Annotated in this window: 19 protein-coding genes; 1 reads left to right on the top strand and 18 read right to left on the bottom strand. The window is 29.0% G+C overall.

The features are described 5' to 3' along the window. Window positions 1-2: 2 nt before the first annotated feature. The 12 genes from WFJ11_RS01135 to WFJ11_RS01080 form a co-directional block, all read right to left on the bottom strand. Window positions 3-554, bottom strand: coding sequence for a V-type ATP synthase subunit E (locus WFJ11_RS01135; RefSeq protein ID WP_338817505.1), 552 nt, complete (start codon window positions 552-554; stop codon window positions 3-5). 34 nt (window positions 555-588) lie between these two features. Further along, window positions 589-1,074, bottom strand: coding sequence for a V-type ATP synthase subunit K (locus WFJ11_RS01130; protein ID WP_009354363.1), 486 nt, complete (start codon window positions 1,072-1,074; stop codon window positions 589-591). 45 nt (window positions 1,075-1,119) lie between these two features. Further along, a complete protein-coding gene (locus WFJ11_RS01125; protein ID WP_338817504.1) occupies window positions 1,120-3,063 on the bottom strand; it encodes a V-type ATP synthase subunit I in 1,944 nt (647 codons plus the stop codon). Continuing rightward, entirely contained in the window at window positions 3,050-3,376 is a 327-nt protein-coding gene (locus WFJ11_RS01120; RefSeq protein ID WP_009355052.1) for a hypothetical protein, read from the bottom strand. Before WFJ11_RS01120 ends, WFJ11_RS01125 begins: the two co-directional genes overlap by 14 nt. A gap of 418 nt (window positions 3,377-3,794) precedes the next feature. Then, complete coding sequence (locus WFJ11_RS01115) at window positions 3,795-4,112, bottom strand: nitrous oxide-stimulated promoter family protein (protein WP_338817503.1); 318 nt, start codon at window positions 4,110-4,112, stop codon at window positions 3,795-3,797. Between the two features lie 4 nt (window positions 4,113-4,116). Beyond that, window positions 4,117-5,148: a S66 peptidase family protein gene (locus WFJ11_RS01110; RefSeq protein ID WP_338817502.1), complete on the bottom strand. Its 1,032-nt coding sequence runs from the start codon at window positions 5,146-5,148 to the stop codon at window positions 4,117-4,119. A gap of 60 nt (window positions 5,149-5,208) precedes the next feature. Next, entirely contained in the window at window positions 5,209-5,679 is a 471-nt protein-coding gene (locus tag WFJ11_RS01105) for a metallophosphoesterase family protein (RefSeq protein ID WP_313961232.1), read from the bottom strand. After that, complete coding sequence (gene rdgB, locus WFJ11_RS01100) at window positions 5,660-6,262, bottom strand: RdgB/HAM1 family non-canonical purine NTP pyrophosphatase (RefSeq protein WP_313961233.1); 603 nt, start codon at window positions 6,260-6,262, stop codon at window positions 5,660-5,662. Before rdgB ends, WFJ11_RS01105 begins: the two co-directional genes overlap by 20 nt. Then, window positions 6,262-7,689: an Asp-tRNA(Asn)/Glu-tRNA(Gln) amidotransferase subunit GatB gene (gatB, locus tag WFJ11_RS01095; RefSeq protein WP_313961234.1), complete on the bottom strand. Its 1,428-nt coding sequence runs from the start codon at window positions 7,687-7,689 to the stop codon at window positions 6,262-6,264. Before gatB ends, rdgB begins: the two co-directional genes overlap by 1 nt. A 1-nt stretch (window position 7,690) precedes the next feature. Next, a complete protein-coding gene (gene gatA, locus WFJ11_RS01090) occupies window positions 7,691-9,097 on the bottom strand; it encodes an Asp-tRNA(Asn)/Glu-tRNA(Gln) amidotransferase subunit GatA (protein WP_338817501.1) in 1,407 nt (468 codons plus the stop codon). After that, a complete protein-coding gene (gene gatC / locus WFJ11_RS01085) occupies window positions 9,097-9,381 on the bottom strand; it encodes an Asp-tRNA(Asn)/Glu-tRNA(Gln) amidotransferase subunit GatC (RefSeq protein ID WP_009354885.1) in 285 nt (94 codons plus the stop codon). The genes gatA and gatC overlap by 1 nt, the downstream gene beginning before the upstream one ends. Window positions 9,382-9,483: 102 nt before the next feature. Then, window positions 9,484-10,029: a MarR family winged helix-turn-helix transcriptional regulator gene (locus WFJ11_RS01080; protein WP_313961236.1), complete on the bottom strand. Its 546-nt coding sequence runs from the start codon at window positions 10,027-10,029 to the stop codon at window positions 9,484-9,486. A gap of 107 nt (window positions 10,030-10,136) precedes the next feature. Here WFJ11_RS01080 and WFJ11_RS01075 point away from each other — a divergent pair, with 107 nt between their 5' ends. Then, window positions 10,137-10,907 carry a biotin--[acetyl-CoA-carboxylase] ligase gene (locus WFJ11_RS01075; RefSeq protein WP_338817500.1) on the top strand — a complete coding sequence of 257 codons (771 nt, stop codon included), beginning with the start codon at window positions 10,137-10,139 and terminating at the stop codon, window positions 10,905-10,907. A gap of 20 nt (window positions 10,908-10,927) precedes the next feature. Here the strand turns inward: WFJ11_RS01075 and fabZ are convergent, their stop codons facing one another. Genes fabZ through WFJ11_RS01045 form a run of 6 tightly spaced genes read right to left on the bottom strand, consistent with a single transcriptional unit; the run spans window position 10,928 to window position 16,245 of the window. Next, a complete protein-coding gene (gene fabZ / locus WFJ11_RS01070) occupies window positions 10,928-11,359 on the bottom strand; it encodes a 3-hydroxyacyl-ACP dehydratase FabZ (RefSeq protein ID WP_293439301.1) in 432 nt (143 codons plus the stop codon). A 1-nt stretch (window position 11,360) separates the two neighbouring features. Beyond that, window positions 11,361-12,593: a beta-ketoacyl-ACP synthase II gene (gene fabF / locus WFJ11_RS01065; RefSeq protein WP_313961238.1), complete on the bottom strand. Its 1,233-nt coding sequence runs from the start codon at window positions 12,591-12,593 to the stop codon at window positions 11,361-11,363. A gap of 7 nt (window positions 12,594-12,600) precedes the next feature. After that, complete coding sequence (fabG, locus tag WFJ11_RS01060) at window positions 12,601-13,335, bottom strand: 3-oxoacyl-[acyl-carrier-protein] reductase (RefSeq protein ID WP_313961239.1); 735 nt, start codon at window positions 13,333-13,335, stop codon at window positions 12,601-12,603. Continuing rightward, window positions 13,328-14,224, bottom strand: coding sequence for an ACP S-malonyltransferase (locus WFJ11_RS01055; RefSeq protein WP_313961240.1), 897 nt, complete (start codon window positions 14,222-14,224; stop codon window positions 13,328-13,330). Before WFJ11_RS01055 ends, fabG begins: the two co-directional genes overlap by 8 nt. 4 nt (window positions 14,225-14,228) lie before the next feature. Continuing rightward, window positions 14,229-15,308: an NAD(P)H-dependent flavin oxidoreductase gene (locus WFJ11_RS01050; RefSeq protein WP_313961241.1), complete on the bottom strand. Its 1,080-nt coding sequence runs from the start codon at window positions 15,306-15,308 to the stop codon at window positions 14,229-14,231. Further along, window positions 15,301-16,245: a DUF561 domain-containing protein gene (locus tag WFJ11_RS01045; RefSeq protein ID WP_313961242.1), complete on the bottom strand. Its 945-nt coding sequence runs from the start codon at window positions 16,243-16,245 to the stop codon at window positions 15,301-15,303. Before WFJ11_RS01045 ends, WFJ11_RS01050 begins: the two co-directional genes overlap by 8 nt. Window positions 16,246-16,254: the final 9 nt, after the last annotated feature.

The raw sequence follows: 16,254 nt of genomic DNA, 5'->3' as shown, positions 1-16,254 counted from the left end.
TATTAACTAAATAATCTAATTGCTACTTCTTTCTCTAAGTCTTCCTTTTGTAAATCTATTAGACTTGAAAATTCATTATTTAATATTATTTTTCCATTCTTTAATGAAAATCCACTTTCAACAGTTTCATCTGCTACTTTAATTCCAAATAGTTTTTCTCCTGCAAGTTTCTTTTCACTTTCAGTAAGAATAATTTCACTATCTTCTTTAACATCTAAAGTCTTTAGTGAATTTTCAACAAATTTTAAATAATCTTCATGATTTAATGTTTTTAATTTTTCTTTAGTTAGTTCAAAAACTTTATTTATCATTTCTTGTTTTGCAACTAAAATCATATCTCTTGCTGTTAAACTTGAGTTTGAAATTATTCTATCTTTTGATTGTGCGCCCTCTACTTTTGCTTTTTCAATGATCTTATCAGCATCTTTTTGAGCTTCACTTTCTGTTTTTCCAACAAGATCCGCAACTTCACTTTTAGCATTTTCTACTATTTTTTTAGATTCATTTTTAGCATCTTGAAGGATTTCATCTATAATATTGTCCAAATTAGACATTCAATCACATCCTTTTTAAATTATTTAATGCTTATTAACTGAATGAAATGCTTGAAAGTAATAAGAATGACATTGCAAATGCTAAGATAGCATAAGTTTCAACCATTACTGCAAGGATAATACCTTTAGTTTGATGTTCTTCGTTTTTAGCTAAGATATTAATACCAGCAACGGCAACTCTTGCTTGATAGTAAGCTGATTTTAATCCTACGATACCAACAGGTAGAGAAACCATAACATAATATAAACCTTCAACTAAGCTCATATCAACTCTTAATTTGAACATTATGAAAAGACCAATTACGAATCCGTAAAGACCTTGTGTACCTGGTAATAATTGTAATACCATTGCTTTACCAAATTTTTCAGGTTCATCAATAACTAATCCAGCAGCAGCTTCCCCTGCCATTTGAACACCTCTTGCAGAGCCAATTCCTGCTAATAATACAGCAAGTGCTGCTCCTAATATACCAAATACAACTCCACCATTTTGTGCTAATACAGCCATAAAATCTTTCATTACAAAATCTCCTTTTCGTTTGTTTTTTTATTTTTTATTTTAGAATTATTTTACTTCTATATATTTGTTATCACTTCTAAATTTCTTAAATGCTTTTCCGCCACCTTCATAGAATTTACTAAAGAATTCTACATACATAAGTCTTGAAGTATGAACATAAGCTGATAAGAAACTTAAGAATATATTAAACATTTGAGCAAATATAAAAATTATTACTCCGAAAATTATTCCTACAATTCCTCCACTTACAAGCATTTTTACAATTATATTGATTGCTACTGCAATAAACCCACCTGCAAGTCCAAGAGCCATAAGTCTAAGGTATGAAACAAAATCTCCTATATAAGATGTTATTCCATAAAGTGAATACAATCCACCAGCAATTCTTCCAGCGATACTTTTTGAATCTCTAGCTCCAAAAGCTATGATTCCTAACATACCAACTATCATTCCATAAAATGCTATTGTATTTACAATACTTGGCAAAGTTACTACCTTACCAACAATAACTAAAATAACAGTTGTTAAAGTTAAGTACCAAAGGAATACATCGTAGAATGCATCCATAGGCTTTCCGTTCTTTATTAAAACATAAGCTTTCATTCCTAAGCCAAAAGCTAAATGTACTCCACCAAATGCTAAAGACAACATCAAAACTTTCATAAAATCTTTTGATGAGTCCAGTATTTGAGTTGGTAAAGTTATCAAATCTCCGAAAGCTGATCCGTAAATCAATCCCCATATCATAGTTGAAAAACTAAGTGCAAAGAAGAATTTTAAGAATTTTTTTGTTGAATCTTTAAATTTGAATACTTTTAAAGCTATTCCTGAGCCTATACATAAAATTAATCCATAAGCAAAGTCTGCAACCATCATTCCGAAGAAAATCCAATAAAATATTGATAATATAAATGTTGGATCTACTTCATCATACTTTGGAAGAGCATACATATTTGTAACTGATTCAAAAAGCGATGCTATCTTATTATTCTTTAGGATAATAGGAACATTAGGATCATCCTTTTTTGCATCTTCAATTTCCAAATATATCTTTGATGCAGAAACTTTTTCAAGTAAAGCTTTAAAATTTGCTTCTTTATCTGCAGGTATATAGCCTTGAATAATGTCTAGCTTATCCGTAGCTTTAAAATTAGAAACAACTGTATTCCTAAGGGCTAAATTTTGATAATACTCATAAACACTTTGCATCTTTTGAATATTAACAGTAAATTTTTTAATTTCCTCAGTCAACTTAGAATTATCATCTTCTAATACTTTCTTCTCAGCTTCCAACTTTTCAATCTCTTCAGAAACAACGCCTTTAAAATCAAGATTAACCTCAGAAAAACCATTTAATCTTAAGTTTTCAAGAGCCATTTCTTTTTCTAACTCATTAGTGAAGATAATACAATATGAATTTTTTCCTACTATATCTACTTCTTCAAAATAAGTAAATTTCAAATCTACAGTAGATGTCTTAAATTTTTCAAGATTCTTAGTCGGTAAATATCCCATAATGAATTTTGATTTTTTAAATGAATTTAAGTCGTCAATAGGTTCTTTAATAGATTTCCATGGTGATAATTCTTTGATTGTATTATCTATAGCTGTTAATCTTTGATTATTTGAATCTACCTTTTTACTTATTTCACTCAAAATATTAAAATCTGGAATGTAATCATAAGAACTAGCTTCTTTTTCAAGTTCACTAAATGTATAAACAACGGGACCTTTTTTCAAAGCGGATAAACCTTTTTCCTTTTCGACAAATCTCCCTACATAATCAATCATCCATTTAATTCTTGTGGATTCTTCAATATAATTATTATCTATAGTAGATACTTCCACATCTTTAAGATAATCAAATTGTTCAATAGAGTCAGATTTTGAAAAGTTTACATAACCAAATCTTTGAAGTTCTTCTAACAATCGCTTTCTTTCGGCTTCAAAAGCAAATAAAGTGAATTTCTTCATCTTAACTATTGCCATTTACACTCACAATCCTCTCTACTATTGAATTAACCACAGATTCTAACTTTTTATCGTCAACAGATTTAATATGCTCAACTTCTCTTTTAGCTTTTTCAATAACAGGTTTTGCCAACATTTCACCTTCATTGATTAATCCGAATTTGATTTCATCAGCTTTTTTATTCGCTTCACTTATAACTTTATCAGAAATCTCAGTACATTCTTTTCCTGAAGTTTTTTTCAGATTCGTAGCTTCAAGTTTAGCTGCATCAACTAAAGATTTTGCTTCCAGTTCTGCCTCTTTAACTCTGTTTATAGCATCAGTAGTCATTTCATCACCTCCTAATTTTAAATAGAATTTTAAATTAAAATTTACAAAATAACATTTTCATAATAAATGTATAAAATTTATGTAATTTAAAACACTAAGTTTTCTATTACGTTAAAATAAAGTAACGACATTTTCAAAAACAAAAAAAATCTCCCCCATTTTAATCGTAAGATTATTATAAACTTTTTTTTTCATTTTTTCAAGCACTTTTTTTATAAAAAATTTTCCTAATTTATAAAAAACTTCGCTTTAATTTACTAGATTAAATATATTATAAAAATCAATTAAAGTCAATGATAATTATAAAAGAAATATGTTAAATAAATGCTCAAATTTCAAGAAAAACGATAAGTTTTACGACAGAATTTCATTTTCTTTTTCAGCATAAAAATTTTTTATATATTACGATATAAAATCTCTATTTTTTTGATCTACTTAACATATGAGAAATAACTAATAATGGATGATGAAATAAAATTCTAGGTCCTGAAAATTTCATAATTTGTTTTATTTTTTCTTTCATTTTTGGACTATAACATGGATTTTTACAATTTGAACAAAAAGTTTTTGTCTCCATATATTTACAATTATCAATTCTTTTTAAAGAATAATCTAAAATCTCCCTACATTCATCACAAAGTTCTTGATTTTTATGATTCTTTTTACAATACAATTTCACCATTTCAGTTATTACTTTTTTCTCTCTATCTCTTTTCTTTTCAATACTTTTTTCCATATCTTTATTCTTCAAATTCTATAATTTGCCTTTCGACATCAACTTTTGCATTTACTCCAAAAGGAATAATACATCTTGGAGTACTATGTCCAATATTTATATTATATACAATTGACATATCTTGATTTTTTATTTCATCAAGAAGAATTTGTTTATACTCTTCATAATATTCTTCGTTTTGTGGTTTTCCTATAATTAAACCTGAAATAACATCAAATATTCCATATTCTTGAAGTTTAAGAACCATCTTTCTAAATAGCTCAGGTTTAGGCCTTTCTTCGCTAGTTTCAAGAAGCAATATTTTATTTTCCCACTCGTCTAAACTTGGAAATAATTCATGTTTTTTACATAGATATACCGAATCTTCATGTCTTGTGTTATCAAAAATATCAAATATAGTATTTATACATCCTCCCAATATTTGACCTTTAAATTTTGCTTTTCCTCTTAATAGTTCAAAACCTTTATTTGGATGTGCTTCCATTGAAATTCCAATAGACTTTTCACTAAAGTCTTCCCTCTCATTGTACCAAACATCACTAGGATATATTTCTTTAATTTTCCCGTTATTAATCAATTCTTCAAAAAAATGCTTTGAATATTGCAGCATTTCATTTGACAATTCACAAACATCGGGTAAAAATGCCTGTCCATAAAATGTTTTTATTCCTACTTTATTGAGCATTAAATGATTAATTGTAGTATCTGAAAAGCCTAAAAATATCTTTTGTTTTGCTACTTTTTCTAATTCGTTATTTTCAAACAAATAAGGCAATAATCTATAAGTATCATCTCCACCTATCGCACATAATATCATATCTATTGAATCATCTTTAAAAGCTTTTATTAAATCTTTCGCCCTTGCTTCTGGGTTATTTTTTATAAATTCAATACCCTTTTTTGAATTAGGTAAAAATTCAACTTCAATTCCATATTCTTTTAGCCTTTCAATTCCAATTTTAATTTCATGAGCAACAAAATCTTCTCCCAATACTCCGCTGGATAAACTTACAATTCCTATTTTTCTTACTTTCATATATTCCTCCATAGAAAAAATCAGCTAAAGAACCGACCAAATGGTCGGTTATAAAGCCGATTATTTTAAATTTATTCTATTTACACTTTTTTCAATCAAGTTTACGATATAATATCCCTTTGTGTCTCCTTGTCTTGGCATTGTCGTACTACCAGGATTTAAAACTGTTATTCCATCAACTCTTTCTCTTAAATGAACATGAGTATGTCCGAAAAGAGCATAATCCGCCCCAACTTCTTTTGCTTTTTCAACTATTTTATCAATTCCATTGTTAACATTATATTTATGCCCATGAGTTAAAAAGAATTTTTTTCTTCTAATTTCTAAAACTAATTCTTCCGGAATATCTTTTGAATTTTTATCACAATTTCCTGAAACTGCATAAATCTCCATTCCAGTTATCTGTTCTATTTTTCTTGCATCTTCTGCATCATCTCCAAGATGAAGAACTATATCAACCTTATTTCTTTGTAAACTGTATGCAACAGGAAGTACAATTCCATGAGTATCACTAACAACTGCTACTATCATATCTATCACCTAAAATATTTTTTAAATCTTCTAATGCTCTTTTTCTATGACTAAATTTATTTTTTTCTTCCGCACTGATTTCAGCCAAAGTCTTTTCCATATTTTCAGGAATAAAAATCTTGTCATACCCAAAGCCATTTTCTCCTCTTTCAACTTCTGAAATAGTTCCTTTTAAAATTCCCTTTGCTATAAATTCTTTTCCGTTTTCATCAACAAAGACAATTACTGTTTTAAAATATGCGCTTCTATCGAATTTTCCTTCAAGATTTCTTAAAAGCTTCTCTCTATTTGCTTCGCTATTTCCATGTTCTCCTGCATATCTTGCAGATAGCACTCCAGGTTCTCCATTTAAAGCATTTACAAAAAGTCCTGTATCGTCTGCTAAAACGGCAAAGGAACAATATTCTCTTAGTTTTTCAGCTTTTAGTTTTGAATTCTCTTCAAGTGTATCATAAATTTCTTCAAATTCTTCATTTACACCCAATTCGCTTTTAGTTACTATTTCAAAATTATATTTACTTAAAATCGCAAGCATTTCCTTGACTTTATTCTTGTTATCCGTAGATAGTGCTACCTTTTTCATTAAACTAACCTTTCTAAAATCAATTCATTGAATTTTTGTGGATTTCCTTTACCTTTTGAAGCCTTCATACATTGTCCCATCAAAAATCCTAATGCTCTGTCTTTTCCATTTTTATAGTCTTCAATTGAAGATGGATTATTCTTAAGAACTTCTTCAACTATTTCAATCAATGCGCTGTCATCTGAAATTTGAATTAATCCTCTTTCTTCAACAACTTTTAGCGGATCAAAATCTCCTTCTTCAAATAATTCTCTAAGAAGCTTTTTTCCGACATTTGCATTTATCTTATTTTCTTTAACCAATTTTAAAAGACTTGCAAAAGATTCAATATTTAGAGGAATTTCTTCAAATTCAATTTCTAAATCTTTAACTCTTCTTAAAACATCAGAAAGCAACCAGTTTGAAACAAGAGTTGCATCATCAACTTTTTTAACTACTCTTTCAAAATATTCAGATAAATATTTATTTTGAGTTAATACATTTGCATCATATTCTGAAAGTTTGTATTCATTTAAAAATCTATTTTTCTTATTCTTTGGAAGCTCTGGCATTTTTTCCTTGATAGCTTCAACAAAGTCTTTTTCAAGCTTGATATAAGGAATATCAGGCTCAACACTAAATCTATAATCATTTCCCTCTTCTTTATGACGCATAATTATAGTTTCAAGTTTTGATTCATCCCAACGTCTTGTCTCTTTTTCTCCGACAATATTATTTTTAACATTTTCTATATGTCTTTTTTGTTCATATTCCATAGCACGAAGTGCAGCCTTAAATGAATTTAGATTTTTAATTTCAGTAATTTTTGTCTTAAATCCACTTTCTTCATCAACAACATTTAAGTTTACATCACAACGAAGTGAGCCTTCTTCCATTTTAACATCTGAAATTCCAAGATATTTTATAGTTTCTTTTAAATTTGTCAAAAAGGCAATAGCCTCTTCAGGACTGTTCATGTCAGGCTCAGATACAATTTCAATTAGTGGAACTCCAGCTCTATTGTAGTCCATTAGAGTATGTCCGTTTTCATTATGAATTGACTTTCCTGTATCTTCTTCAATATGAATTCTTTGTAGTCTAAGTTTCTTCACTCCATTTTCAGTATCAATTTCTATATATCCATTTTTACAGATAGGAGTTCTCTCTTGAGTTATTTGATATCCCTTAACTAAATCTGGATAAAAATATTTTTTTCTATCCATTTTCATATCCATAGAAATTTCACAATTAAAAGCATTCCCTGCCATTATTGCATATTCAATCGCTCTTTTATTTATTCTTGGAAGAGTTCCCGGATGACCTAAACAAATAGGACAAACATTAGTATTTGGAGGACAACCATATTCATTTTTACAACCACAGAACATTTTTGTATCAGTTTGTAACTCAACGTGAATTTCAAGTCCTATTATTGTTTTTAAACTCATATTAAAGCCCCCTTTCAAAATTCATTGCAAGATTTAATAGTCTTTCATCATCAAATCTCTTACCTATAAATTGAACACTTCCACCAATTTTTTTAAGATTTAAAGGAATTGAAATAGCTGGAAGCCCTGCAAAATTCACAGGTACATTAAAAGTATCACCAGCATAAGATTTTAAAGCATTATCCTTTTCAGCTCCAATCTTGCTTGGCAGACAAGTTGTTGTAGGAGTTAAAATAAAATCATATTTTGAAAGAACTTTATTTACCTCTTTACTTATCAAATCTCTAACTTCCAAGCCTTTTTTATAAAGAATTTGATTATTTGAGCTTGCAAGATAGAAAGTTCCCATTGCAATTCTTCTTTGAACTTCTTCTCCAAAACCCTCACTTCTAGTATTTGTAAAAAGTTCTCTTGTTGAGTCATAATTTTCAGTTCTATATCCATATCTGATACCGTCAAATCTTGACATATTACTTGAAACTTCAGAACTCATAACAACATTATACACATTTGTAGAATGTTTAATATATTTAAAATCTACTTCTTCAATTATAACTCCTTGATTTTTTAAATTTTCAATCGCCTTTTTATAATCTTTTAAAATAATTTCATCAATTTCATAGCTTTCGATATTAGAAACTATTGCAATTTTAATATCCTTTAAAGAAAAATCTTTATCTTCCTTAATATCTAAAGCATCTCTCATTGTAACTGCATCCATTTTATCCAACCCGCCAATTGTATTTAAAACAGGCAGAATTGATTTAACGTCAGTTGATAAAATTCCTACTTGATCTAAACTACTTGCCATAGAAACAACTCCATATCTTGAAATCATCCCATAAGTAGGTTTATATCCTACACAAGCACAAAAAGATGCAGGATTTCTAACAGAACCACCTGTATCTGATCCTAAACTAATCATAGCTAAATCTGCACTTACACTACTTGCAGAACCTGAAGATGAACCGCCAGGAATTAAACTTTCGTCAAGAGGATTTTTTGTTGCTCCAAAATAAGAAGTCTCACCTGAACCACCCATTGCAAATTCATCCATATTAACTTTTCCTAGAATAACAGCGTCTTCTTCCAAAAGTCTATCAATAATTGTAGCATTAAAAATCGGATAATAATTTTCCAAAATTTTTGAACCGCAAGTATTTTTATATCCTTTAACTAAAATATTATCTTTAACGGAAACTGAAACTCCAAAAAGAGAGCCCAATTTTTCTTTATTTTTTAATTTATTATTTAAAAATTCAACTCTTTCCATAATTTTTTCTTTAGAAAAATCAAGAAAAATATTCAACTCTTTTTTATCTTCAATTCTCTTTATAACATCAGTATAAAATGAAATCAAATCCACCTTACCACTGATAAAATCTTCTCTTATACTTAAAATATCCATTATTTCACAACCCTTTGTAATCTAAAATATCCATACTCTTTATCACTTGCATTCAAAAGTGCATCTTCCCTTGAAATACTTTCTTCAACAACATCTTCTCTCAAAGGACTGTTATGTTCAACAACAATTTCTAGTGCTTCACAATCTGAAGTATCAAGTTCCATAATTTCATTGGCAAAAACAAGAACATCGTCAAACTTTTTAGCAATGGAATCGAGTTCTTCTTCTTTTACATTCAAGTTTGCAAGATAATAAATTTTCTTTACTTCTTCCTTACTAACCATAAAAATCTCCTATCTAAAATATTAATTATCAAGTATAATTTTAACATATTTTAATTAAAAAAACAAAAAAAGGCCGCTTTAAATCAGCCCTATATTCACAGCCTAATCAGAATATTTTAACTTCTTTTTAGTCATATTTATTTTCTTAATCTTTTTAAATTTTTGTTTATTAACTTTAGATTCATCAGTTTTTTGAGTCATTTTTTTATATTCCGTTTTAAAATAATTCAAAATAGATTCAAAACTTTTATTTAAAACTTCATTATCTGATAAATTTAAGTCCTCTAATGCTCTATCTATTAAATTTTCGTGGAATTCATCATGAATTTTTAAAATATCTCTAGCCTTATCAGTTATTTCAACTCTAACAACTCTTCTATCATCCTTATCTACATATTTTGTTAGATATCCCTTTTTTATAAGTCTACTAGCATTAACTGAAAGAGTTCCCTTTGTAACTAACATAGCATCAGCAATATTACCTATTGTATTATTTTCAATTTTTGAAACATTTTCAAGTAAATGAACTTCATACATTGTCAAAGGCACACCTTTTTCTTTCATATATTTTTCTTGTATATACAGTATAAAATTAAATAAATCAACCAATAATTCATTTAATGTCTGTCTAGTTTTACATTCAGCCATTCTTAACCTCCCAATTTATATTAAAAGTATATAATAGTATTTTACTTTAGTCAATATAGAAAATCAATATAGTTGTATTTTTAATAAAATTTATATATAATTAGCATATGAAAACTTTAAAAAATAACTTAAATATACAAGAAATTCAAAACAATCTAAAGCATAAACATAATATTGAAATTTTCGATAGTATCGATTCAACTAACAAATATTTAAAATCAAAGATAAATGAAAAAAACTATGGTACTATTGTAATAAGTAATGAACAAACTAATGGTTATGGAAAAAATAATAGACAATTTATGTCAAATAAAGATGTAGGAATATATATGTCCATTTTAATTAATCCAAATTGTTTAATCGAAGAATCTTTAAAAATCACAATTTTAACGAGTGTTGCCATTCTATCTGCAATAAAGTCTATCTGCAATTTAGATGTAAAACTAAAATGGGTCAATGATATAATTTTAAATGATTTAAAAGTTGGAGGAATTCTTTGTGAAAGTCAAATAAACCTAAGTACCAACATAATTGATAATATGATTGTTGGAATAGGAATAAATGTAAAAGAATTTGAATTTCCTCCAAGTTTAAAAAATATCGCAACATCTATTGAAAATAATATAAATTTTAAAATTTCAAGAAATGCTTTAATTTCAGAAATAATAAACTTTTTTGATTTATATTTTATAGAAAAAGCAAATTATATAGACCTTTATAAAGAAAATTCCTATGTTCTTGGAAAAGATATTAAAGTAATTCAAAATGATAAACAATTCTATGCAAAGGCAATAGATATTGACGATAGTGGCTCTCTAATTGTCCAAGAACAAGAAAAAATCATCAAATTAATCAGTTCTGATATAAGTATAAGATAACTTATACTTATATCAGTTTTTTAATTTCCAACCGAACAGATTATTTCTCCACTACAAACAATCTTGTTTTCAACTGTTGCACAAACTTCTGCAATATAAATATTCGCTTTATTATTCATAAGTTTTACCTTTAAAGTCAGTACATCTCCCGGTAGAACCATTTGTTTAAATCTCATTTTATTAATTCCTGCAAAATATCCAATTTTATTTTTATTTTCTTCTTTGCTAAGTAATAGAACACAGCCCGTTTGAGCCAAAGCTTCGACAATTAAAACACCCGGCATAACATGTTTATTCGGGAAATGTCCCATAAATTGCATTTCATTTGCACTTACACATTTTGTCCCAATTATTTCAGTTTTATCTTCACTTATATAATCAATTCTATCAACTAACAAAAATGGATATCTATGTGGTATTATTTCTTGAATTTCATTTGAATTATAAACCATACTAGTCCTCCCATTTTTTCAAGATTAAACTGGCATTATGCCCACCAAAACCTAAAGAGTTACTCATTGCATATTTTATATTTTTTTCTAATCCTTTATTTTTTACGATATTCAAATCACATTCTTCATCAATTTCATTTGTATTCAATGTTGCTGGAATGTAAGAATTTTTTAATGCTAAAGTTGTAATTAATGCTTCAACGGCTCCACTTGCGCCAAGCAAATGTCCTGTTGCAGATTTTGTCGAACTAACAAGCACATCTTTATATTTTTCTCCAAAAGCGTATTTTATTGCTAAAGTTTCTGACTTATCATTTAGAGGAGTACTCGTTCCATGAGCATTGATATATTCAATATCTTTTGGCTCTAACCCTGCATCATTAATCGCATTTAGCATCGCTTTTCCCGCTCCACTACCATCACTTAAGGGGGCTGTAATATGATTAGCATCACAAGAATTTCCATATCCCACAACTTCAGCATAAATTTTTGCATTACGTTTTAAGGCATGTTCCAATTCTTCAAGAATTAATACCGCACTTCCTTCTCCCATTACAAACCCATTTCTTTCTTTATCAAAAGGAATACTCGCTCTATTTTTATCTGTACTTTCACTTAAAGCTCTCATACTGGCAAATCCAGCTACAGCAAGCGGAGTAATTGAAGCTTCACTTCCTCCGGCGACAACAATATCTAAATATCCATCTCTAATTTTCAAAAATCCCTCACCTATTGCATTTGTAGCAGCTGCACAAGCCGTAACAACACTACTACAATATCCTCTCGCATCTAAATCTATCGCAACTGTTCCTGCTGCAATATTAATCAACGCCATAGGAATAAAATATGGTGATACTCTACTTGGCCCTTTTTCTTTCAATACATTTTCACAATTTGAAATAGTTTCTATTCCACCTATTCCACTTGCTAAAATTACTCCCATTCTGTCTCTATCAAAATCTTGAAGATTTGAATCTTCATAAGCCTGTTTAGTAGCAATTCTTGCAAATTTTACAAAACGATCATTAAATTTTAAATCACGTTTATTATAATACTTTTCAAAATCTAAATCTTTAACTTCTGCTGCAAGTTTTACCTTGTGTTCGCTCGTATCAAAAAAAGTAATCTCATCAATTCCACACTTTCCATTTTCTATGGAATTCCAAAGTTCTTCCTTATCATTTCCAATTGGAGAAACAACTCCCAATCCACTTATAACAACTCTTCTTTTCATATCACACCTACATTATCATTCCACCGTCAACATTGATTACTTGACCAGTTATATATTTTGATTCATCACTAACTAAAAATTTAACTAAATTTGCAACGTCATCAGGGCTTCCCATCTTATTCATAGGAATTGATTTTAATATTCCTTCTTTTACATTTTCGGAAAGTTTATCTGTCATTTCTGTTTCTATAAAACCTGGAGCTATTGCATTACATCTTACATTTAAAGAAACCAATTCTCTTGCAACAGATTTTGTAATTCCTAAAATTCCTGCTTTACTTGCAGCATAATTAACCTGTCCGATATTTCCGGAAAGTCCAACTACACTTGAAATATTTACAATAACACCAGATTTTTGTTTCATCATAATTCTTGAAACATTTTTTATACAATTAAAACAGCCCTTTAAATTTACATCTATTACTTTGTCAAAATCTTCTTCACTCATTCTTAAAATCAATGTATCTCTTGTAATTCCTGAATTATTGACTAAAACATCAACTCTTCCCATTTCTTTTACAACTTCTTTAAACATAATTTCAACTTCTTCAAATTTTGAAATATTACATTTATATAACATAACTTTAACATTATATTCTTCACAAATCTTTTTTACTTCTACTGCTTTTTCATAGTCGGAATTGTAGTTTATAACTACATCATATCCCTCTTGGGCAAGTTTAATTGAAATAGCTCTGCCTATTCCTCCACTTCCCCCTGTAATCAATGCAACTTTATTCATTTAATAAATCAACCACCTTTCCAATGGATTCAAGACTTTCTACTGGATAAATATTTACTTCTGAATTAATTTGTTTTACCAATCCGCTTAAAACTTTTCCAGGGCCTATTTCAATAAAAGTATCTACTCCATTTTCAATCATAAATTCAATGCTTTGCATGAATTTTACACTAGATTTTATTTGATTTTTCAAAAGGATTTTAACATCCTCATCGCTTATCTTTCCAACTGTATTAAAAACTATTTTTTTATTAGGTTCTTTAAATTCAACATCTTTTAATATGGAAAATAATTCTTCACTTGCATTTTTTAGATAACTTGAATGAAAAGCACCACTTACATTTAATTTTTTTGACTTATATCCCAAATCCTTTAATTTCAAAATGGCTTCGTCAATACTATTCATACTGCCAGTAATTACTATTTGTTTAGGACTATTGTAATTTGCAATTTCTAAATTTTCTATATCTTTTATTACATTTTCAATTATTTCTGCCTCACAATTAAATATTGCAGCCATTCCTGTATTTTTAGGCACAGCATTAGACATAATCTCACTACGTTTCTTTACAAGCTCTAAAACATCTTTAACGGAAATTGCTTCACTATAGGCTAAAGCTGTATATTCTCCTAAACTTAAGCCCGCTGCATATTCACAGTCAACACCTTTACTTTTTAAAACTTTTGCTATTCCTAAAGAAACTGCTACTATACAAGGTTGGGCATTTAAAGTATTATTTAAGTCTTCTGCAGGACCTTCAAAACAAATCTTTTGTAGATTTGAAGGTAGATATTCAAATACTCCTTTAAATGCCGAACTATTTGACAATTCTTGTCCCATTCCTACATATTGAGCCCCTTGACCAGCAAATAAAAATGCTATCTTCATATAATCACCTCAATTCATTATTCGCTTCAGAAACCAATTCCGAAATTAATTCTTTAACAGTTGTTATCTTATCTATTCTATAAGCATTAGTTCCTGAAAATATTAATCCGTTTTCCACATCACCTTTGACCGCTCTAATTAGAGCATCTGTTATACAATAAACTGTATTTTTAGGATTACATGGTAAAATACAATCAACACAGTATCTTACTGGAATTCTTCCCTCTTTATCCAATCTTTCTGTAAATTTATTTCTTATAGCTCTTCCGGGAAACCCTGCTGGACTTTTAACTATAATGATATCTTCTCTTTTAGCTTTTACAAACATCTCTTTGTATTTTTCGTTAGCATCGCATTCTTCTGTTGCAATAAATCTAGTTCCGATTTGAACTCCACTTGCCCCTTGTTTAACATATTTTGCTATATCTTTTCCTGTAAAAATTCCACCAGCTACAAAAATAGGAATTTTTTGACTATATTTTTCTTCATAATCAACAACTAATTTCAAACATTGTTCCAAAATTTCATCTATGCTCTCACAACTATCATTTAAAACATCATCTTTTTTAAATCCGAGATGTCCTCCGGCTTCACTTCCCTCAATAACAACAAAATCAGGAATTTTATTATGATGTTGATCCCATCTTCTAATGATAAGATTTAAAGCCTTTGCACTTGAAACTATAGGCGCAATAAGAACATCACTTCCTTTAGTCAATTCAGGCAAATTAAGAGGAAGACCTGCCCCTGAAATTATAGCGTCAACTCCGAGTCTTACGGCTTCTTTAACATAAAGTGCATATTGAGAAGTAGCAACCATTATATTAACTCCAAGTAGTCCTTTTCCTTCAGAAATCTTTCTAGCCTTATCAACCTCTTCTTTCATTGCAATAAAATTATCTTCAGAAGTTTTTGTTATAAAAGTACTACGATTATAGCCTGGATGGGCAAAACTTAAAACTCCCATACAATTTTCTTTCATAACATTACCAACTAAATTTGATAAGGAAATTCCAACTCCCATACCTCCTTGAATAATCGGTACTTCTAAAATTTTATCTTTTAATTTAATAGAATTAAGCATTATCTCCCCCTATTAAATTTTTTAATCTTTCAAATTCTACTTTACTTTCTTGCATAATATTTTCAAAAATTTCTTTCAATGTTTTTTCTTCTTTTATCATACCTGAAATTTGACCAAGCATAACTGAACCATTTTTAACATCGCCTTCAACCACGGCTCTTTTTAAAGAACCTAAAGTCAGTTTTTCTAATTCTTCCCTTGATGAAATTTCTTTTTCTAATTGTAAAAATTTTCTACTCATATCATTTTTTAAAATTCTAACCGGTGTATTTATAGTACGACCAGTAACAACTGTGTCTATATCTTTTGCTTTAATTACAGCATTTTTGTAATTTTGATGTATTGGACATTCTTTAGCAACTAATAAGCAAGTTCCAACTTGAACACCAATCGCTCCCAAACTTATAGCAGCATTAAAACCTCTACCATCTGCAATTCCTCCTGCGGCAATTACTGGAATATTTATCGCATCTACTACCTGTGGAACAAGAGCCATAGTTGAAAGTTCTCCAACATGCCCTCCAGATTCAGTTCCCTCTACTATAACTGCATCAACACCGACACTTTCCATTCTCCTTGCAAGAGCAACACTTGGGACAACTGGAATAACTTTTATTCCTTGTGCTTTTAATTTTTCAACATAAACACCAGGATTCCCAGCTCCTGTTGTAACAACTGCAACTTTTTCTTCTAAAATAACCTCAATTATTTCATCACAATAAGGATTCATAAGCATTACATTAACCCCAAAAGGTTTGACCGTAAGTTCTTTACATTTTTTTATAGATTCCCTTACCATTTTGGCATCCATTGCACCCGTTCCGATAATCCCAAGAGCACCTGAATTACTAACATCTGCTGCAAACTCTGCAGTTGAAATATTTGCCATCGCACCTTGAAAAATCGGATATTTTATTCCTAATATTTCATTTATCATTATATTCTC

Source organism: Parvimonas micra, from assembly GCF_037482165.1.
Taxonomy (GTDB): domain Bacteria; phylum Bacillota; class Clostridia; order Tissierellales; family Peptoniphilaceae; genus Parvimonas.
This window is presented reverse-complemented; position numbering and strand designations above follow the sequence as displayed.